Here is a 19688-nt window from a genome sequence, read left to right as displayed (position 1 = left end):
TGCGAGCCTCCGGAGATGCGTCAGCATCGACCGGTGGCGAGCCTCGAAGGACGCACTCGCGTCGTGCAGGGCATCACCTCAAGCGGCAGCCTCACCGCCGCGTCAGGGTCCGCTCCACAGCATCCTTCCAGCGTGCGAGCTTCAGCCGCCGCGTCTCGCCATCCATCGCCGGCGTGAAACGGTGGTCCAGCGCCCAGCCCTTGGCAAAAACCTCCGGCTCCGGGCAGACGCCTTGCGATAGACCCGCGAGATAGGCCGCGCCCAGCGCTGTCGTCTCCAGCACCTTCGGCCGATCGACCGGCGCGTCGAGCAGGTCGGCGAGGCGCTGCATGGTCCAGTCGGAGGCGACCATGCCGCCATCGACCCGCAACACGGTGCCCGCACCACCCGCTCCCGGCCAGTCCGCCATCATGGCACCGAGGAGGTCGGCGGTCTGGAAGCAGACGCTCTCCAGCGCCGCGCGCGCCATTTCCTTCGGGCCGGTGCCGCGGGTGAGGCCGAAAATGGCGCCGCGGCAGTCGGCGTCCCAGTAGGGTGCGCCGAGACCGACAAAGGCGGGCACCAGGATCACCTCCTGGTTCGGGTCGGAGGCCGCCGCCAGCGCTCCCGTCTCGCCGGCCAGCTTGACGATGCCGAGCCCGTCCCGAAGCCACTGAACGGCTGCGCCGGCGACGAAGATCGACCCCTCCAGCGCATAGGTCCGCTTGCCGCCGAGCTGGTAGGCGATGGTCGTGAGCAGCTTGTTGCGCGAGGCGACGGCCTCGGAGCCGGTATTGAGCAGCGCGAAGCACCCGGTTCCGTAGGTGGATTTCATCATGCCCGGCCGGAAGCAGGCCTGCCCGACGGTCGCCGCCTGCTGGTCGCCGGCCATGCCGCCGATGGTGATGGCGCCGCCGAACAGCGCCGGGTCCGTCGTGCCGAAGGCGCAGGCGCTGTCCTTCACCTCCGGCAGGATCGCCATGGGCACGCGAAGCAGCCGGCAAAGCTCCTCGTCCCAGGCGCCGCGATGGATGTCGAAGAGCATGGTGCGCGAGGCATTGGTCGCATCCGTCGCGTGGACCTTGCTGCCGGTGAGCCGCCACAGCAGGAAGGCGTCGATCGTGCCGAAGGCGAGCTCCCCCGCCTCGGCGCGGGCTCGGGCGCCGGGAACCTCGTCAAGGATCCAGGCGAGCTTGGTCCCCGAGAAATACGGATCGATGACGAGGCCCGTCCGCGCCTGGACCAGCGCCTCGTGGCCCTCCTCGCGCAGCCGCGCACAGGTCGCCGATGTCCGTCGGTCCTGCCAGACGATGGCCCGGTGGATCGGCTTGCCGCTCGCACGATCCCAGACCACCACCGTCTCGCGCTGGTTGGTGATGCCGATGCCGGCGACCTCGGCCGCCGTGCGCCCGGCCTTGGCCAACGCCTCGCGGACCGTCGTGACGACGCCCGTCCAGATGTCCTCCGGGTCGTGCTCCACCCAGCCGGATGCGGGGAAGTGCTGCGGGAATTCCTGCTGGGCCACTGCCAGCACCGCCATGTCGGGAGAGAAGACGATGGCGCGGGAGGAGGTCGTCCCCTGGTCGATCGCGACGATCACCGTCTTGTGTCCAGTCCCGGCCATGCGCGTTGTCCCCATGCGATGCGCGGCGGCGGTGCCGCTCTTTGCCCCTATCATGGCATCGCCCGCCCTTGCGGCGGAAGGCAAAAGGCGTCAGACGGGGGCCTTGACGCGGACAGCGCGGGGAAGGGCATGACGGAGCGGGAATTCGACCTCTTCGTGGTCGGCGGCGGCATCAACGGCGCGGGCATCGCGCGCGATGCCGCGGGGCGGGGCGCATCCGTCATGCTGGTCGAGCAGGACGACCTCGCGAGCGCGACCTCCTCCTGGTCGACCAAGCTCATCCATGGCGGCCTGCGCTATCTCGAATACTACGAGTTCCGCCTCGTCCGCGAGGCGCTGATCGAGCGCGAAGTCCTCTGGGGCATCGCACCCCACATCATCCGGCCGCTGCGCTTCGTCCTGCCGCACCACGAGGGCCTGCGACCTGCATGGATGCTGCGCCTCGGCCTCTTCCTCTACGACCATCTCGGTGGTCGCAAGCGGCTCTGGCCGACCAAGACCCTCGATCTCACCACGGATGTGGCGGGCCGGCCGCTGAAAGCCGGCTATGGAAAGGCCTTCGAGTATTCCGACTGCCGCGTCGACGATGCCCGCCTCGTGGTGCTGAACGCCCGTGATGCCGCCGAGCGTGGCGCCGTCATCCGCACCCGGACCCGCGCGATTGCCGCCGAGCGTGACGGCGCCCGCTGGCGCGTCACGGTGGAGCATGTCCGCACCGGCCTGCGTGAAACCGTCGTCGCAAAGGCGTTGGTCAATGCCGCCGGCCCCTGGGTCGAGAGCTTCCTCACCGGAGCCACGAAGACCACCCCGCCCGCCCGCGTGCGCCTCGTCCAGGGCTCGCACATCGTGGTCCCGAAGCTCTACGACCATGACCGCGCCTATATCTTCCAGAACGCCGACAACCGCATCATTTTCGCCATCCCCTACGAGCGGGAATTCACGCTGATCGGGACGACGGACCAGGACTACCAGGGCGATCCCGGCGCGGTGCGGATCACGCCGTCCGAGATCGACTATCTTTGCGCTGCCGCGAGCGAGTATTTCCGCGCCCCCATCGCCCCCTCTGACGTGGTCTGGACCTATTCGGGCGTGCGGCCGCTGTATGACGACGGCGCCTCGGCCGCGCAGGAGGCGACCCGCGACTACGTGCTGCACAAGGATGGTGGTGGCGCCGTGCCGCCGCTGCTCTCGGTCTTCGGCGGCAAGATCACCACCTATCGCCGGCTCGCCATCAGCGCCCTGGAAGAGCTTGCCACGGACCTTCCGGTGCTCGCGGCCAAGACGAACTGGACGGCCACCGCGCCGCTGCCGGGGGGTGACTTCTCACCGGACGGGCCGGTCTCGCTCGCCGAGAGCCTGTGGCGCAGCCACCCCTTCCTGACGCCGGAACTGGCGGCCCGGCTCGCCGCTGCCTACGGCACCCATGCGCGCCGCATCCTCGACGGCGCCGCCACCATGGCCGATCTCGGCCACGAGTTCGGTGGCGGGCTCACGGAAGCCGAGATCGCCTGGCTGCGCCGGGAGGAATGGGCCGAGACGGCGGAGGACGTTCTCTGGCGCCGATCCAAGCTCGGCCTGCATCTGACGGAGGCGGAGCGCGCAGCCGTCGCCGCCCATCTCGGCGCATGACCGATCGGCCACGCGTCGTCATCGCCGGTGCCGGTCCCGCGGGACTTTTCGCCGCGGACCTGCTGGCGGCGGCGGGCGCCGCGGTCACGGTCTATGACCGCATGCCCTCGCCGGCCCGCAAGCTGCTGCTCGCCGGCCGCGGCGGCCTAAACCTCACCCACAGCGAGCCGCGCCAGGCCTTCCTCTCCCGCTATCCCGACCTGCCGTCCCAGGTGCGCGGGGCCATCGACGCCTTTCCGCCCTCCGCACTCCGGGCATTCGCGGCAGCGCTGGGGCAGCCGACCTTAGTGGGCTCCTCGGGTAGGGTCTTCCCCGAGGCCTTCAAGGCCTCGCCTCTGCTGCGGGCCTGGCTCGCGCGTTTGGCGGGCCTCGGCGTGACGTTGCGCAGCCAGCACCGCCTTGTGGGTTTCGCCGATGACGGCCGTCTGGTCTTCGAAGGTCCCGAAGGGCGCGTCGTCCCGCCCCATGACGTTGCGCTGCTGGCGCTGGGCGGGGCGAGCTGGCCGCGCATGGGTTCGGACGGCGCCTGGAGCGTCATTCTGGCAAAGCGAGGCGTTCCCGTTCGTCCGCTCGTCGCCTCCAACAGCGGCATCGACATCGCCTGGTCGGCGGGCTTTGCCGAGCGTTTCGCCGGCACGCCGCTCAAGGCGATCGCCCTGTCGTTCGGCAAGAACGCCGTGCGGGGCGAGGCCATGGTCACCGCCACCGGGCTCGAGGGCGGCGCCATCTATGCGCTGTCGGCGGCCCTGCGCGACGCGGTCGCGGCCGGTGGCGCGTCCTTGACTGTCGATCTGAAGCCGGACGTTTCGGTGGCCGACCTGGCGGCGCGGCTCGGCCGGGCGCGGTCGGGTGATTCCCTCTCCAATGTCCTGAAGAAGCAGGCGGGACTCGCCCCCGTAGCGGCCGCCATTCTGCGCGAGGGAACCGGCGGCCCGCCGGTGCGGGAGCCCGCCAGGCTCGCCGCGGCGATCAAGAGTCTCGTCCTGCCGGTTGCCGCGATGCGCCCGCTGGAGCGGGCGATCTCCTCCGCCGGTGGCATCGACCGTTCGGCACTCTCCGATACCTTCGAGATTTCCGGCCATCCGGGTCTCTTCGCCGCCGGCGAGATGCTGGACTGGGATGCGCCGACCGGCGGCTACCTGTTGCAGGCGACCTTCGCGACCGCCGCCGCCGCGGCCCGCGGCATGGCGGCCCGGCTCGGCCTGACGCTGCCGGAAGCGCCGTCGCAGGACTGGTAGGTCAGATGCAGGTGGCGCCCTGCTTCGGCGTCCGGCTCACGGTCTCGCCGATGCGCGGACGGGTATAGAGCCGGTCGGACAGCAGCAGCGAACCGGAAATCAGATAGGCGACCGTCGGGGTGTAGCTGTACTTCACCTCGGCGAGCACAAGGAAACCCGTCGTGCCAAGGGTTGGCTTCAGCTCGTTCGGGATGGTCATCACCTGGCCGCAGCTGTAGCGCGTGGCATTGCGCGCATCGCTCCACACGGCGCGGGAGACGCCGAGGATGTCGGTCTGGATACCCGTCACCACCATCTGGGCATTCGACACGTTGAACGGAGCGATGACGTCGGCCGTCGCGTCGAGGATGTTGCTCATGTCCGCATCGGCGATGGTCGTGGCCTGAGAGGCGAGGTCGGACAGGGCGCGTGCGGCGAGCGACACCTTGCGGTCGGCCTGCAGGCCCTGGGTCGTCTCGACGGTGGCGAGGAACAGCGTCACCATCAGCGGCAGGACAAGGGCGAACTCGACGGCGGAGACGCCGCGCTTGTCGTGGGCGAGGACCCGGGCAGCGCGTACCGGGCGAATCGCCAGGTCGATCAGGCGTCGTGCGAAACCCATGCGATCCCCCCTCAGAACGGCTCGTTGCGGAAGGCGGCCGTCGCCATGAGGAGGCGCTTGCCGTTGGACAGGTCGCCGATGGTGAGGCCGAAAGTCGGCATCAGCACCGGCCATTCGTAGACAGCGCGCACCACGACGATGTCGCCGCCCGCGCCCTGGCTGTAGGTCATGCCGGAATAGTTCACCGCGCCGGACGAGACCGGCTTGGAGGCGGAAGCCGAACCGAAGCTGGTGTAGGTGCGCACGTCGACGGCAATGCCGGCGCAGTTCATCAGCGCGCTCGCCTTGGTGCAGATCTCGTTCTTGAAAGCTGCCTGGTCGAAGTTCCGCGTTTGGGCCTGACCGGTCATGATAAGGCGCGAGGCACTGGCGGTGGCCGTCTCCAGCACCTGGCTGGCGAAGAACACCATGGCGAATTCGATGATGGCGAAGAGCAGGAAGAGGAACGGGCCCGCCACCAGCGCGAATTCGACCGCGGCGACGCCATCCTCGTTCTTGCGGAAGCGTGGCAGGATCGTCAGGCGGCGGACACGCGGCCGGGGTGTCACCACCTGCCGCTGCTCAGCTTCACCCGTCCCCGAACCCTCGACACAGCCGGACATGGCCAACTCCGTTCGCGCCGGGCGCAGATGCGCGGCCCCGCAGAAGCCTTTCTATGCGTAAACCCGTTGACGAACCCTTGCGGGAGCTGCGGCGATTTGCCCGATAAACGCGACTACCGGGGCGTAGCTGTACCGGCCGATGCGGCGCCGTCGCGCGAGCGGGAATTGCCGAGGGCCGTCTCGAAGAAGGCCTTGGCGTCGCCCACCGCGATGGTGCGCTCGCAGGTTGGCGAGCAGGAATAGGTCTCGCGATCGACGCCGCGATAGACCTGCACGACGGAGTCGTTCTGCGCGCGCACGCGAACCTGCAGGGTGAGCAGCTGCTCGCCGCGCCCGTCCAGGGCGATGAGGTTGGTCGAGCCGACGCTCTTGCCCGTCAGAACCATGATGCCGCCGCGCTGCACGGTGGCGTCGGCGATGAGCGGATTGCCGATGACCAGCGTTGCAACGTGCGCGGGCAGGCGCATAACGCGGGCCTGATCCATGGTGATGGTCATGCCCTGCGCCATGGCGGCAGCAAGATCGGCCGGGGCACCGGCGAGCTGCGTTTCGGCCGCAGCGGAGACCGGCGCTGCGATCAGGGCCATGGCGGCAAACGCTGCGGCGAGGCGCGGCGCGGGTATCCAGCCCTGGAACCTGTGAGGCGTTGTCATCGAAGCTCTCGCACGGGAGACGAACCTGTCTTCCCTGCACTCCACCAGAAAATGGTGAACGAATTGCCAATTTCCGGCTGGCGCCCCGGCGACCTCCGCTCCCTGGAGATCAAACGCGAACTGGCGAAAAGTCGGAACAAGTTATCGGAAAGATGTGGGTGAAAATGGAGACGAATTGAATGACGCTACGTAATTAGTCCGCAAGATGTTGCCGCTAGGAAAGGAGCGTCAAGGGCGTGACGGGATCGGCCTGCGACGCGGCGCGAAACGCCGCTTCTTCCTTGTTACCAGGAGCTGTTGGATGAAGAGCCTCATTGCCCGCTTCGCCCAGGATCGGTCGGGCGCCACTGCCATCGAATACGGACTGATCGCCGCGGGGATCGCCGCCGTGGTCATCGGCGCCGTCTACAGCCTCGGCAGCAACATCACCGCCAAGTTCACGGCGATCGACACCGCCATGAAATAAAATCGGTCATCGCTCGCTCTTTTTCAGGGACCGGCCGGCGCAGTCGCGCGGCCGGTCTCGTCGTTTTCCAGACAAGTCATGACACGGATGCCCCTTGGGAACGGGGGTCGCCCACCACCGGCCGAGGATAGTTGCGCCCACCGACAGGCCATGAGCCGCCGCAGTCATGTCCAGCCATCGTCCCGCATATCGGTTTTTCTTGACGAGCGCCCACAATAACCAAGCGTAAGGCTGGCAAACTGTCTCGATGGCAACGAAAGAAATAGATGCTTAATGCCAATATGCATCGTATTAGTAGGAAAGAAACCAAGAAATACACGATGAAAGTTGCGTTTAACCACGTTCTAGACATGTGGGAAATCGGGCATTTCTCGGCGTCGATTTAACGAACGGACAAGAGGTGCTTGCTAGGGTCCATCCAGTTCGAACGTGTCAAAACGAATTGGCCGGCGGACAGCGCCCGCAAGGCGCAACGTGGACACCAGGAGTCAATCCAATGAAGACCCTCTTCGCTCGCTTCGCCCGTGACAACTCGGGCGCCACCGCCATCGAGTACGGCCTGATCGCCGCCGGCATCGCCGCCGTCGTCATCACCGCCGTCTACAACCTCGGCTCGAAGGTCAACACCACCTTCACCAACATCAACACCGCCATGAAGTGATCGCGGACTCCATCCGCGATCTCGGTGGCCCGCTCACAGCGGGCCACCAGCATTTCAGGGGGCGGTCATGGCCATCGGGTATCCGCACGAGCCGACGGGCAGGCGCGCCGGGCGCAGAACCGCCGCAGGCGTCGCAATGACATCCACCCTCCTCGCCGAGGCGCGGCGTGACGCGCACCTCGTTGCCGTCGTCCTTCTGACGGCCATCGGCACCGCCCTCGTCGTGCTGGCGCATTCACTGTCCTGAAACCGGTTCCGAGCGACCATCGCTGTCACTTCCGGAGGACGTCATGTTCGAGTTCGCCATCCTGCTGATCTTCCCCGCGATGATGGCCTTCGCCGCCGCGAGCGACCTCTTCACCATGACCATCTCCAACCGGGTCTCGCTGATCCTGGTCGCCGGCTTCATGGTCCTCGCCATCGTCACCGGCATGAGCTGGCCGACCATCGGCATGCATGTCGCCGCCGGTTTCCTCGTGCTCTCCATCGGGTTCGTCTGCTTCGCCTTCGGCTGGATGGGCGGCGGTGATGCCAAGCTTGCAGCCGCGACGGCCTTGTGGCTCGGATGGTCCCAGCTTCTCGACTATGCCATCTGGGCCTCGCTGTTCGGCGGCGTGCTCACACTCGGCCTCCTCGCCCTGCGCGGCGCGCCGCTGCATCCGCCCTTCCTCATGCGCGAGGGCTGGTACGCCCGCATCACCGACGAGAAGACCGGCATTCCCTACGGAATCGCGCTCGCCGCCGCCGGTCTCATCCTCTATCCTTCGAGCTTCTGGATGACCGGCGCCCTCCATTGAGACGGCGGCCCGCGATATTGACGTCTCGTTAAGTCAATTCGCTCATTCCCGATTAACCATAAGTTGACCTTTCCCTGATCGAATCCGGTCTGTGACGAGGCGAGTTGCGCCCCGTCCGCGTCGAGGGTTCGTGGGATGCGTCTGAAGCCTGCACAGATAGTCGTCATCGCCATCGCGCTGGTCTCGGGCGGCATCGCCGCGATGATGCTGGGCGACCGTCGGGCGCCCGAGCCCGTCGCCCAGCCCCAGGTGGCCGCGCCTGCGCCGCAGATCGCGACGGTGGAAGTGCTTGTCGCCTCCAATGATCTCCCGCTCGGCAAGATCATCCTGCCGGCCGATGTCTCATGGCGGCGTTGGCCGGAAGAGGCCGGCACGGGCAGCTTCGTCGTCCGTCGCACCGGCGACGCCGGCACCGCCGCCCTCGACGAGGTCGTTGGCTCCATCGTCCGCACCACTTTCGCCGCCGGCGAGCCGATCCGTCCCGCCCGTCTGGTCAAGGGCAATCGCGGCTTCATGTCGGCGATCCTGACGCCGGGCATGCGCGCCATTGCCGCGCCCATCGACGATCCCTCCCGCGGCGCCGGCGCCTTCATCCTGCCGAACGACCGCGTCGACGTCATCCTCGCCCGCCGCATCAACAACCAGGCCGCCCAGGCCGAGGGCATCACCCACGCGACCTCGACCGTCCTGCGCAACGTGCGCGTCCTCGCGGTCGACCAGACCGTTGAGGAGCGGGGCGGCGAAAAGACCATCGTCGGCCGCACCGCAACCCTCGAGCTGACGTCGGCCCAGGCCGAGACCCTGGCCCTTGCCCGCGAACTCGGCACGCTGTCGCTGTCCCTGCGCAGCCTGGCCGACGCTTCCGCCTCCAATCTTGCCGGAGAGGGCGCCGGCAACGGCGAGGCCCTGTTCGGCGGCGGCGAAGGCCGCATCACCATCGTCCGTCACGGCGTTCGCTCCGCCGGCGGCCAGGGACCGGAGTGAGCCCCATGTCGTTCCCGAACACCAGGCTCCCGATGTCCAGCATGTGGCCCAAGGCAGGCGCGCTTCTCATCGCCTCGATCGTCGCCCTCGTGGCAATGGCGCCGCCGGCTGCCGCGCAGCAAAGCACGGCGGTCCGCCAGCAGCGTCCCCTGACCGCAGGCGCCAGCGCCATCACCCTCGGCGTCGGCAAGTCGCTGCCCGTCGAACTGCCGCGTGACGCCCGCGACGTCATCGTCGCCAACCCTGCCATTGCCAACGCCGTGGTTCGCTCGGCCCGTCGCGCCTTCCTCATCGGCGTCGCCGTTGGCCAGACCAATGTCTTCTTCCTTGATGCCGAGGGCCGGCAGATCGCCGCCTATGACATCGAGGTCGGCCGTGACCTCGTCGGCCTGCGCCAGACCCTGCGCGCCGCCCTGCCGCATGGCGACATCGAGGTTCGTTCGGTCAACGACAGCGTCGTGGTCTCCGGCTCGGTCGCTACCCCGCTGGAGGCACAGCAGGCCATCGACATCGCCACCAAGCTGGTCGGCGACGAGAAGAAGGTGGTCAACGCCATCGCCATCCGCGGTCGCGACCAGGTCCATCTGAAGGTGACCGTCTCCGAGGTGCAGCGCACCGCCATCAAGCAGCTGGGTGTCAACCTCGCGGCCTTCGACCCGACATCCACGCTCACCGGCGCCTCGGGCAACCTCGGCAACGCCGGCGGCTTCGTCTACGGCCTGCTCACCTCCGGCAGCTACAACGCAACCGGCACCGCGCCCGCCAACTCGGGTGTCGTCGGCACCCGCGTCGGCAACAACGTCTTTACCTCGACCATCCGTGCCTTCGAGGAACATGGCCTCGTGCGCACCCTGGCCGAGCCGACGCTGACGGCCATCTCCGGCGAGCAGGCGAAGTTCCTCGCCGGTGGCGAGTTCCCGGTGCCGACCGGCCGCGACCTTACCGGCAACGTGACGATCGAGTTCAAGCCGTTCGGTATCGGCCTGGCCTTCACGCCCGTGGTGCTGTCGGAAGGCCGCATCAGCCTGCGAGTCGGCGTCGAGGTGAGCGAGATCGACAACCAGCTCACCGTCCAGCTCTCCAACGTCACGGTGCGCGGCCTGCGCACCCGCCGCGCCGACACGACGATCGAACTGCCATCGGGCGGCACGATGGTCATGGCCGGCCTCCTCCAGGAGCAGACCCGCCAGAACATCTCGGGCACCCCCGGCCTTCTCAACGTGCCGGTGCTCGGCGCGCTGTTCCGATCCCGCGACTACCAGCGCGGCCAGACAGAACTCGTGGTCATGGTGACGCCCTACATCGTCCGCCCGGCCTCGGCCAACCAGCTCGCCCGCCCCGACGACAACCTGCAGGACGCCTCCGATCCTGCCGGCATTCTCATCGGCCGCCTCAACCGCATCTATGGCTCCGGCCAGCCGCCGGCCCATCGCGGCCGCTTCAACGGTCCCGTGGGGTTCAATCGTGACTGACCGGCCATTCATCCAGAAGGGTTCGCCCATGTCCCTCGCCACCGCCGCCCGGCTGACCCTCGTGGGCCTCGCCGTCGCCCTCGGAGGCTGCCAGTCCATGACGGCGCGCCATGAGCCGCCGCCCTCGGACTACCGCGTCCGCCATCCGATCATCGTCTCGCCGCAGGGCGCCTATGTCGCCTCGCAGTGCGGCCAGTGGCCGGAGGACCTTGGGCCGGCCCCGGGTAATCCGAACACCGAGAACCGGCCGAACTGGAACCACGGTTGCGCGACCCAGCACAACCTGGCGGCCATCGTCGCCAATCCGAACGACCTGCTGCATCCGCGCGCCGAGACCCAGATCGATGCGGCGCGCCGCCAGACGGCGATCGATCGCTACCGCCGCGCCATCGCGCCCGGCCCGCACACCGTTCACACCCCGATGCAGCCGCTCACCGACATCAAGAGCGCAGTCCGGGGCGGAGGCTGAGCCCGTGCAAGACGACGTCATCCCGCAGGGCGAGGCCGGCGACGAGCAGATCGCGCCGGTTCCTCGCATCTCCCTCCAGGCCTTCTGCGAGACGGCCGAGCTTGCCTCGGTCATCGCCGACGCCGCCGAGGACCGGCGCATGGACAAGGCCCATGTGCGGGTGCAGATGGGCGGTGCCCCCGGCGCGGTCGAGGCCTATCGCTCGGCCCCGACGCCCAATGTCGTCATTCTCGAGACCACCGGCCGCAAGGGCGAAATCCTCGGCCACCTCGACGAACTCGCCGAGGTTTGCGACGCCACGACCAAGGTGATCGTCGTCGGCCAGGTCAACGACATCCTGCTCTATCGCGAGCTGATGGCGCGCGGCGTCAGCGAATATCTGATCGGCCCGGTCGGCGTCCTCGCCGTCATCCGCGCCGTATCGGGCCTCTATGCCGCCGAGGGCGCCAAGCCCGTCGGTCGCAGCATCGCGATCATCGGGGCCAAGGGGGGCGTCGGCTCCTCCACCATCGCCCACAATCTCGCCTGGGCCATTTCGCGCGACATCGGCACCGACACCTGCATTGCCGACATGGACCTCGCCTTCGGCACCGGCGGCCTCGACTTCAACCAGGACCCGCCGCAGGGCATCGCCGATGCCATCTTCTCGCCGGACCGCGTCGACACCGCCTTCGTCGACCGCCTGCTGTCGCGCTGCGCCGACAACCTGTCGCTGCTCGCCGCGCCGGCAACGCTGGACCGCGTCAGCGATCTCGGCCCGGAGGCCTTCGATCCGCTGCTCGACATCCTGAAGTCGACCATGCCCTCCATCGTGCTCGACCTGCCGCATACCTGGACCGGCTGGACGAAGCGTGCGCTGGTCACCGCCGACGAGATCCTCATCGTCGCGAACCCTGACCTGGCCAACCTGCGCAATGCCAAGAACCTGATGGATCTGCTGCGCGCGAGCCGTCCCAATGACACGCCGCCGCGCTACATCCTCAACCAGATCGGCGTTGCCAAGCGGCCCGAGATCAAGCCCGCCGACTTCGCCAAGGCCCTCGAGGCCGAACCAATTGCTGTGATCCCCTTCGAGCCGCAGCTGTTCGGCACGGCCGCCAACAACGGCCAGATGATTGCCGAAATGGAGCCGGGTCACCGTATTGCCGTTCAGTTCACCGACCTGGCCCTCGCCGTGACCGGCCGTCACGACACCCGCAAGGCCCGGCCCGGCTTGCTGGGACCGCTCTCGCCTCTCCTGGAGAAGCTCGGCCAGCTTCGCAAGAAGGCCTGACGGTAAACCGAGGACGATCGAGGCAGCATGTTCGGCAAACGCGGCAATTCAGGTTCCGGCTTCGGGCGCCCGCCTTCTTCGGGGGCGCCGACGCTCGACCGTGCGCCGCCGGCCGCGGCTCCCGTCGCCCGCGCGCCCGAGCCGGCGCGCGTCCCCTCGGTGTCTTCGCCGCCCCTCGCGCCATCGGCGCCGGCGGAGGACCGCCAGCGCTCGTCCAGCTTCTACGAGACAAAGAGCCAGGTCTTCGGTGCCCTGATCGAGGCCATCGACCTCTCCCAGCTCGCCAAGCTCGACGCCCAGTCGGCGCGCGAGGAAATCCGCGACATCGTCAACGAGATCATCACGATCAAGAACATCGTGATGTCCATTGCCGAGCAGGAGGACCTGCTCGAGGACATCTGCAACGATGTTCTCGGCTATGGCCCGCTTGAGCCGCTGCTCGCCCGCGACGACATCGCCGATATCATGGTCAACGGCCCCAGCACGGTCTATATCGAGGTCAACGGCAAGATCTCCAAGACCGGCGTGCGCTTCCGCGACGGCGCGCAGCTGATGAACATCTGCCAGCGCATCGTCAGCCAGGTCGGCCGCCGCGTCGACGAATCCTCGCCCATCTGCGACGCCCGCCTGCCCGACGGTTCCCGCGTCAACGTCATCGCTCCGCCGCTGGCCATCGATGGCGCCGCGCTCACCATCCGTAAGTTCAAGAAGGACAAGCTCACCCTCGAGCAGTTGGTGAAGTTTGGTTCCATCTCTCCGGAAGGCGCCGAGATCCTGCGCATCATCGGCCGCGTCCGCTGCAACGTCGTCGTCTCCGGCGGCACCGGCTCCGGCAAGACGACGCTGCTGAACTGCCTGACGCGCTACATCGATTCCGACGAGCGCATCATCACTTGCGAGGACGCCGCCGAACTCCAGCTGCAGCAGCCGCACGTGGTGCGCCTCGAAACCCGTCCGCCCAACCTCGAGGGCGAGGGTCGCGTCACCATGACCGACCTCGTCAAGAACTGCCTGCGTATGCGTCCTGAACGCATCATCGTCGGCGAGGTCCGCGGCCCGGAGGTGTTCGACCTCCTCCAGGCCATGAACACCGGCCACGACGGCTCGATGGGCACCATTCACGCCAACTCACCGCGCGAGTGCCTGTCGCGTATGGAATCGATGATCGCCATGGGCGGCTATTCGCTTCCCGCCAAGACCGTGCGCGAGATCATCGTCGGCTCGGTCGATGTCATCGTCCAGGCCGCGCGCCTGCGCGATGGTTCCCGCCGCATCACCCACATCACCGAGGTGCTCGGCCTCGAAGGTGACACGCCGATCACCCAGGACCTTTTCGTCTATGAGATGCTGGGCGAGGACGAGAACGGCAAGATCATCGGCCGTCACCGCTCCACCGGCATCGGCCGGCCGAAATTCTGGGATCGCGCCCGCTACTACAACGAGGACAAGCGCCTGGCTGCGGCCCTCGACGCCGCAGATGCCGGCGAGCCGATGAGGTGAGGCGATGATCCCGCTCGACACCCTCGCCATCTTCGTGCTGGCCACCATCTGTGCCGGTGGCCTCGCCTATGCGCTGATCTATCCGTTCCTCTCCGGCGAGGTGAAGGCAGAGGCACGCCGCGATGCCGTCGCCGGCACGCTCGCCCGCCCCACCCGCGCCCCGACCAAGTCCGAGGAGGCGAGCGCCAAGCGCGTCAGCGTCGAGGACACGCTGAAGGAGCTGGAGCGCAAGCAGAAGAATTCGGCCAAGCCACCGCTCAACATCCGCATTTCCCAGGCAGGTCTGACCTGGACCGTGCGCCAGTTCTACATCTTCTCCGCCGTTCTCGCCGTGATCGGCGCGCTGATCCCGGTCTTCATGGGCATGCCGCTCTACATGCCGGCGGCCTTCGCCATCGCCTTCGGCCTCGGCTTTCCCCAATGGTTCCTGAACTTCAAGAAGAAGCGCCGCATGATGGCCTTCCTCAACGAGCTCGCGAACTCGGTCGACGTCATCGTCCGCGGCGTCAAGGCGGGCCTGCCGCTCGGCGACTGCCTGCGCATCGTGGCGACCGAATCCCAGGAGCCGGTCCGCACCGAGTTCCGCCACATCGTCGAGCAGACGGCCCTTGGCATCCCGCTCCACGAGGCGGTGATGAAGCTCTACGAGCGCATGCCCGTCCCTGAGGCCAACTTCTTCTGCATCGTCGTCTCCATCCAGCAGAAGGCCGGCGGCAACCTCTCCGAGACCCTCGGCAACCTCTCCAAGGTGTTGCGCGACCGCAAGAAGATGAAGGCGAAGATCGTCGCCCTGTCGCAGGAGGCCAAGTCCTCCGCCGCGATCATCGCCTCTCTGCCGCCCGCCGTGATGTTCTTCGTCTACCTGTCCACACCGCAGTACATCTCGCTGCTGTGGACGACCGACATGGGCCGCTTGCTGCTGGCCGTCTGCCTGTTCTGGATGTTCACGGGCGTGATGGTCATGCGCAAGATGATCAATTTCGACTTCTGAGGGGGCGGAAGCCATGCTGAAGCTCGCCATCGAGAAGCTCCACGACCGCGATTTCATCGTGCAGATGCTGATCGCCATTGCGGTTTTCGCGACGGTGCTGACCTTCGCCATGCCGCTGCTCGCCGGCGACAATCTCGGCAAGCGCATGAAGGCGGTCTCGGTCGAGCGCAACCGCATCCGCGAGCGCGAGCGCGCCCGTCTCGCCGGTGGAGAGCGCATCTCGGTGCGCCACACGCCCAAGGCCTGGATGACGCGCATCGTCGATGGCCTGCAGCTCGGCAAGCATCTCGCCCAGGAAGAGGCTCGCGAGAAGCTCATTCAGGCCGGCTATCGCGGCCAGGCGCCCTATATCGTGTTCCTGCTGTTTCGCCTCATCGTGCCGATCGTCACGGTGCTCGCGGCGCTTGTCTATCTCTTCGCCGTCAACGACCTGGGCCAGCCGGCGGTCGTCCGGGTGCTGCTGTCGCTCTTTGCCGCCTATATCGGCCTGCAGCTGCCGATGCTGTTCCTCAAGAACAAGATCGACAAGCGCAAGCTCTCGATCCGCCGCGCCTTCCCCGATGCGCTCGACCTGCTGCTGATCTGCGTCGAGAGCGGCATGTCCATCGAAATGGCCTTCAAGCGCGTCGGCGTCGAGGTTGGCACCCAGTCCATCGAACTGGCCGAGGAACTGGCGCTCACCACCGCCGAGCTCAGCTACCTGCAGGACCGGCGCATGGCCTACGAGAACCTCGCCAAGCGCACCGACCTCGATGGCGTACGCGCCGTGACCATGGCGCTCATCCAGGCGGAGCGCTATGGCACGCCGCTCGCCAACACCCTGCGCGTCATGGCGCAGGAAAACCGCGACATGCGCATGTCCGAGGCCGAGAAGAAGGCGGCCGCGCTGCCGCCGAAGCTCACCGTGCCGATGATCGTCTTCTTCCTGCCCTGCCTCTTCGTGGTCATCATGGGCCCGGCGGCGATCCGCCTTACCGGCGCCAACTGACCCCTCAGGTCGGCCCCGCCTCGATCGGCATCGTGTCGAGGGGGGCGACGGCGTCCGCCTCCGCGGTCCGCTTGCCCGGAGCTCCCGCCACAACCTTGGCGTCCGCCAGCCGGCGATAGATGTTCCGCACCCGCCGCACAGGCCACCAGTCATAGAAAAGGATCTGGGCCGGCCGCCAGTTCGCCACCCAGCCGAAGACCGAGATGCCGTCGCGCAGGCCCTCGCGCCAGCCGTCGGGGAGCGACGAGTTGTCGATGCCGCGCGACAGCACCGTGCAGAAGGCGAGGACGCACAGGCCGATGGCCAGCGAGATCGCGCCGGTGCGAAGGAGTTGCTTGAAATTCTGGTCCTCGCTGATGGCGAGGCGGGTGAAATGGGCGTGGACCACCTCCTGAAGCCGCGCCACAGCCTCCGCCGGGGCCGGTTTGCTGCGAATGCTCAGGGCGATCTCCAGCCTGGCGTCTCGCTTCGCGTACCAGGCCTGCGAGGAGATGTACTGCGCAGCCGTCGAGTTGAGGCTGAATTCGTGGAAGGGGGATGGGTCGAAGGTCGAGAAAAGCTGCTTGACGTCGTGGACGTCGAGACCGATCCGTGCCGTGACGCTCATGAGCTGCCCCTGCCGCCTGCGCCGCCCGCTGCTGCGCTTTGCTGCGGCTGGGCGCCGCGGGATCAGGCCCGCGCCAGCCGCTCCCGCCGCATCAGAAGCCATCCAACGATGGCGAGGTTGATGAGGTTCCACAAGATGCCGTTGATGAACGCGGCCTGGTAGGACCGGGTCAGGTCATAGATCACGCCGGAGATCCAGCCGCCGAAGGCCATGCCGAGAAGCGTGGCCATGAGGGCGATGCCGACCCGCGTCCCCGCCTCGGCCGGCGAGAAATACTCGCGGACGATGATGGCATAGCTCGGCACGATGCCGCCTTGGAACAGGCCGAACAGGATCGAGAAGATGTAGAGCGGCGTCAGGGCGTCCGACGTCAGGAACAACAGCAGCGCCACGCCCTGCAGGGTCGAGCCGAGCAGCAGGGTGGCGAGGCCGCCGATCCGGTCGGCGACGAAGCCGGAGGCGACGCGGCTGATGATGCCGAAGGCGAGCATCAGGGACAGCATCTCCGAGCCGCGGGCGACGCCGTAGCCGAGGTCCGCGCAATAGGCGACGATGTGGACCTGCGGCATCGACATGGCGACGCAGCAGGCGATTCCCGCGACGGCCAGCAGCGCCATCAGCACATTGGGTGAAAGGCCCAGCGCCGCCGGCGAGGCGCTGCGCGCCAGGCCCGCACCGGCGGCCAGCGCCACCGGCGGCTTCTGGCGCAGGAGCAGGGCGAGAGGCACCATCAGCGTCACTGTCGTCACGGCGATGATGATGTGGGTCATCCGCCAGCCCACCGCGTCGAGGGCGAAGCGCACCACCTGCGGCCAGACCGCGCCGGCGAGATAATTGCCGGAGGCCGCGATGGCCACGGCGATGCCGCGGCGGCGGTCGAACCAGAACGAGACATGGGCGAGCAGCGGTCCGAACACCGCCGCCGAGCCGAGGCCGATGAGCAGACCATGGGCGAGGGCGAAGACCCAGATCGACGGGGCAAGGCCGGCGACGAGATAGCCTGTGCCGAGCAGCAGGCTGCCGCCGATCACCGGCGCCATGATGCCGAAACGGTCGGAGAGCCGTCCCATCAGCACGCCGCCGCCGGCGAAACCAAGCATGGCCAGCGTGTATGGCAGCGAGGCTGCGCCGCGCCCGGTGCCGAAATCGGCCTGTACCGCCGGCATGACCACCACGACCGACCACATGCCAACGCCGCCGATCGTGCCGAGCGCCAGTGCGATCGTCAGGCGGATCCAGGCCGGCCGGCCGTCAAGGGCGGAAGCAGGGGCCTGGTCAGGCGAAGCGGATAGGGACAAGGGGACCTGCCAGCAGGAAGGGGGACGCGGACGCTATCACCCTGCCGCTGCCCAAGACAGCGGCGGCATTGCGCAACGGATGTGCAGCCGCGCGAGGTCTCGCCTCAGCCGGACTGGCGTCCGCCGAGCGCACCGGCGACGGCCGCGCCGAGCCAGGCGGCGATCATCGCCATGCCCCCGACCGGGGCGGCCATGGGAAAGAGCGCTTGCCCCGTGAAGGTGCGCATGGCGAGGTCCCCGGCGAAGACCGCCGTTCCGGCCACCAGCGCCCAGGCGGCGATGCGGGCGACGGCGTCGTGCAGCAGGCCGGCCTTGCGACCGAGGGCGATGGCCAGCACCGCAGGCGCCTGCAGCGACAGCATGGAGGCGGCCACCTGCAGGCTGGTGCCGGCATAGGCGTGGCTGGCCATGGCCGCGAGGGCGACGCCGGCCGCACCCATGAGGCCGGCGCAGAGGACGAGAAGACGGGTGGCGGTCATGGCGGCCTCCGGGTCGGGCGAAGACCCGTCACCTCGCAGGCGGGAACCGGCTGGTCAATTCACTGGCGCGTCAATCGACCGAGACCGCGACGGTCGGCGGCAGGGGCATCGGCATGGCGGCAACCGGCCGCACGAAGGACGATGACTTCGGTGCCTGGCGCAGGGCGGCCAGCTCGATGTCGATCTGCTTGTCGGTGAGGGTGCGGTAGCGGCGCAGCAGGGCCCGCGGGTCGGGCGGCGTGCGACGCCAGCGCCGGCAGAACGAGGAGACGAGCGAGACGAAGATGTTCTCGTCCAGCGCCACCGCTTTGGACATGGCCTCGAAGGGTTCGATCTTGCCCCGGGCGAGGGCAGCGATCAGCAGCGCGCGATCGATCCCGAGCGTTTCGCCGAGCAGTTCCACCGCCGGGATCACCTGATCGGTGGCGGCGAAGACGGTCATCGCCTCGGCCAGCGACCGAGCGCCCGTTTTCACATCCCGCCGCAGGTCATTCGCGCTGTCCTTGCAGTCCTGGTGCAGGCGCATCCGGCGGATCTTGTCGGGAATGGCCTCCGAGGCGATGCGCTGGGCTTCCTTCACCGCCTCATGGTCCAGCCGCTCGTAAAGCGTCGCCTTCAGGTGGTCGGGCACGACGAGGGCGAGGCGTCTGGCGTCCTCCGCCTCCAGCTCGGGCCGGTTGCACAGCTGGATCTGCAAGGGCAGGTCGTGGGAGGCGCGGGTGACGAGCCGCGAGAAGGCCTTGCGCGACAGGGTGACGTAGCGGTTCGAGGCAAGGGTGCGCACTGTGCGCGCGTCGCCGGCATCGGCCAGCGCGTCGGCGGCCTCCGGGGTCAGGTCCTCGCGCTCGGCCATGATCCGCGTGTCGATGAAGCGTCGCTGCTTGCCGAGATTGGTGATGACCGCCGCGTCGGGGGTCGCATGACCGAGCGAGATCTCGGCCACCAGTTCGGCATCCTTGTCGATGACCGCGAAGGTGCGCGGCAGGTCGAGGTCGAGGGCGCCGAAGGCGCGGGCGAAATAGACCCGCTTGTCGATCGGCATGGGGGGCAGCAGATGCGCCACGATGCGGTCCAGGCGTTCCTGGGCCTTCGGGGAGGGGCGCGGACGGTCCGGTCCGAACTGGCCGAGAATGCCCGTGACGAGGGCCTGCTGCGCCGCCGGGGGCAATTGCTCCACCGCGGCAAGGACCTGTTCGACGGGATTTTCGAGCGAGGGAAGCATGCAAACCCCTAGGGGAACGGGAGGTACAACCATGCCGTCCAGATCCATAACGTTGCGTAAATGCGAGCGGTCCTCGTGGGATTATCCACATGCCGGCAGGAGGCGGTTCGCGAGGATAATAAACCAATCGGTTGACAAATGTTGGTGAGGCCAAT

At 67.9% G+C, this 19688-nt stretch carries 20 protein-coding genes; 12 read left to right on the top strand and 8 right to left on the bottom strand.

What is annotated here, in order from left to right:
- Positions 1 to 91: 91 nt before the first annotated feature.
- Positions 92 to 1603 carry a glycerol kinase GlpK gene (gene glpK / locus C8P69_RS19995; RefSeq protein ID WP_108179223.1) on the bottom strand — a complete coding sequence of 504 codons (1512 nt, stop codon included), beginning with the start codon at positions 1601 to 1603 and terminating at the stop codon, positions 92 to 94.
- 129 nt (positions 1604 to 1732) lie between these two features.
- Here glpK and glpD point away from each other — a divergent pair, with 129 nt between their 5' ends.
- Together glpD and C8P69_RS19985 are read left to right on the top strand one after the other, a co-directional pair.
- A complete protein-coding gene (gene glpD, locus C8P69_RS19990; protein ID WP_108179222.1) occupies positions 1733 to 3232 on the top strand; it encodes a glycerol-3-phosphate dehydrogenase in 1500 nt (499 codons plus the stop codon).
- On the top strand, positions 3229 to 4470 hold the full coding sequence (locus C8P69_RS19985; protein WP_108179221.1) for a TIGR03862 family flavoprotein: 1242 nt from the start codon (positions 3229 to 3231) through the stop codon (positions 4468 to 4470). The genes glpD and C8P69_RS19985 overlap by 4 nt, the downstream gene beginning before the upstream one ends.
- Before the next feature lies 1 nt (position 4471).
- Here C8P69_RS19985 and C8P69_RS19980 read toward each other — a convergent pair whose 3' ends face one another.
- The 3 genes from C8P69_RS19980 to C8P69_RS19970 form a co-directional block, all read right to left on the bottom strand.
- Entirely contained in the window at positions 4472 to 5071 is a 600-nt protein-coding gene (locus C8P69_RS19980) for a TadE/TadG family type IV pilus assembly protein (protein WP_170118318.1), read from the bottom strand.
- A gap of 11 nt (positions 5072 to 5082) precedes the next feature.
- Positions 5083 to 5673 carry a TadE/TadG family type IV pilus assembly protein gene (locus tag C8P69_RS19975; protein WP_108179219.1) on the bottom strand — a complete coding sequence of 197 codons (591 nt, stop codon included), beginning with the start codon at positions 5671 to 5673 and terminating at the stop codon, positions 5083 to 5085.
- 113 nt (positions 5674 to 5786) lie between these two features.
- Positions 5787 to 6326 carry a pilus assembly protein N-terminal domain-containing protein gene (locus tag C8P69_RS19970; protein ID WP_108179218.1) on the bottom strand — a complete coding sequence of 180 codons (540 nt, stop codon included), beginning with the start codon at positions 6324 to 6326 and terminating at the stop codon, positions 5787 to 5789.
- A 301-nt stretch (positions 6327 to 6627) separates the two neighbouring features.
- On the opposite strand from C8P69_RS19970, the gene C8P69_RS19965 reads away from it, so the two are divergent.
- The 10 genes from C8P69_RS19965 to C8P69_RS19920 all read left to right on the top strand — a co-directional run bounded on the left by C8P69_RS19965 (position 6628) and on the right by C8P69_RS19920 (position 15927).
- A complete protein-coding gene (locus tag C8P69_RS19965; protein ID WP_108179217.1) occupies positions 6628 to 6792 on the top strand; it encodes a Flp family type IVb pilin in 165 nt (54 codons plus the stop codon).
- A 496-nt stretch (positions 6793 to 7288) separates the two neighbouring features.
- Positions 7289 to 7453, top strand: a complete 165-nt coding sequence (locus C8P69_RS19960; RefSeq protein WP_108179216.1) for a Flp family type IVb pilin — start codon at positions 7289 to 7291, stop codon at positions 7451 to 7453.
- Between the two features lie 290 nt (positions 7454 to 7743).
- Positions 7744 to 8250, top strand: coding sequence for an A24 family peptidase (locus C8P69_RS19955; RefSeq protein ID WP_108179215.1), 507 nt, complete (start codon positions 7744 to 7746; stop codon positions 8248 to 8250).
- Positions 8251 to 8385: 135 nt separating this feature from the next.
- A complete protein-coding gene (gene cpaB / locus C8P69_RS19950; RefSeq protein ID WP_108179214.1) occupies positions 8386 to 9234 on the top strand; it encodes a Flp pilus assembly protein CpaB in 849 nt (282 codons plus the stop codon).
- A gap of 41 nt (positions 9235 to 9275) precedes the next feature.
- On the top strand, positions 9276 to 10706 hold the full coding sequence (locus C8P69_RS19945) for a type II and III secretion system protein family protein (protein WP_170118317.1): 1431 nt from the start codon (positions 9276 to 9278) through the stop codon (positions 10704 to 10706).
- A gap of 28 nt (positions 10707 to 10734) precedes the next feature.
- Entirely contained in the window at positions 10735 to 11175 is a 441-nt protein-coding gene (locus C8P69_RS19940; protein ID WP_245902154.1) for a CpaD family pilus assembly lipoprotein, read from the top strand.
- A gap of 4 nt (positions 11176 to 11179) precedes the next feature.
- Entirely contained in the window at positions 11180 to 12448 is a 1269-nt protein-coding gene (locus C8P69_RS19935) for a CpaE/TadZ family protein (protein WP_170118314.1), read from the top strand.
- Positions 12449 to 12475: 27 nt separating this feature from the next.
- Positions 12476 to 13948: a TadA family conjugal transfer-associated ATPase gene (locus C8P69_RS19930; RefSeq protein ID WP_108179210.1), complete on the top strand. Its 1473-nt coding sequence runs from the start codon at positions 12476 to 12478 to the stop codon at positions 13946 to 13948.
- Positions 13949 to 13955: 7 nt separating this feature from the next.
- Positions 13956 to 14939, top strand: coding sequence for a type II secretion system F family protein (locus C8P69_RS19925; RefSeq protein ID WP_108179261.1), 984 nt, complete (start codon positions 13956 to 13958; stop codon positions 14937 to 14939).
- A gap of 13 nt (positions 14940 to 14952) precedes the next feature.
- Positions 14953 to 15927: a type II secretion system F family protein gene (locus C8P69_RS19920; RefSeq protein ID WP_108179209.1), complete on the top strand. Its 975-nt coding sequence runs from the start codon at positions 14953 to 14955 to the stop codon at positions 15925 to 15927.
- A gap of 4 nt (positions 15928 to 15931) precedes the next feature.
- Here the strand turns inward: C8P69_RS19920 and C8P69_RS19915 are convergent, their stop codons facing one another.
- From C8P69_RS19915 to C8P69_RS19900, 4 genes are all read right to left on the bottom strand, one after another.
- Positions 15932 to 16534: a hypothetical protein gene (locus tag C8P69_RS19915; protein ID WP_108179208.1), complete on the bottom strand. Its 603-nt coding sequence runs from the start codon at positions 16532 to 16534 to the stop codon at positions 15932 to 15934.
- A gap of 62 nt (positions 16535 to 16596) precedes the next feature.
- Positions 16597 to 17832 carry an MFS transporter gene (locus tag C8P69_RS19910; RefSeq protein WP_245902153.1) on the bottom strand — a complete coding sequence of 412 codons (1236 nt, stop codon included), beginning with the start codon at positions 17830 to 17832 and terminating at the stop codon, positions 16597 to 16599.
- A gap of 104 nt (positions 17833 to 17936) precedes the next feature.
- Positions 17937 to 18311 (bottom strand): DUF423 domain-containing protein, encoded by a 375-nt coding sequence (locus tag C8P69_RS19905; protein WP_108179207.1) that lies wholly within the window; start codon positions 18309 to 18311, stop codon positions 17937 to 17939.
- Between the two features lie 70 nt (positions 18312 to 18381).
- On the bottom strand, positions 18382 to 19533 hold the full coding sequence (locus tag C8P69_RS19900) for a DUF2336 domain-containing protein (RefSeq protein ID WP_170118316.1): 1152 nt from the start codon (positions 19531 to 19533) through the stop codon (positions 18382 to 18384).
- Between the last annotated feature and the right edge of the window lie 155 nt (positions 19534 to 19688).

It is taken from the genome of Phreatobacter oligotrophus, assembly GCF_003046185.1.
GTDB lineage: Bacteria > Pseudomonadota > Alphaproteobacteria > Rhizobiales > Phreatobacteraceae > Phreatobacter > Phreatobacter oligotrophus.
This window is presented reverse-complemented; position numbering and strand designations above follow the sequence as displayed.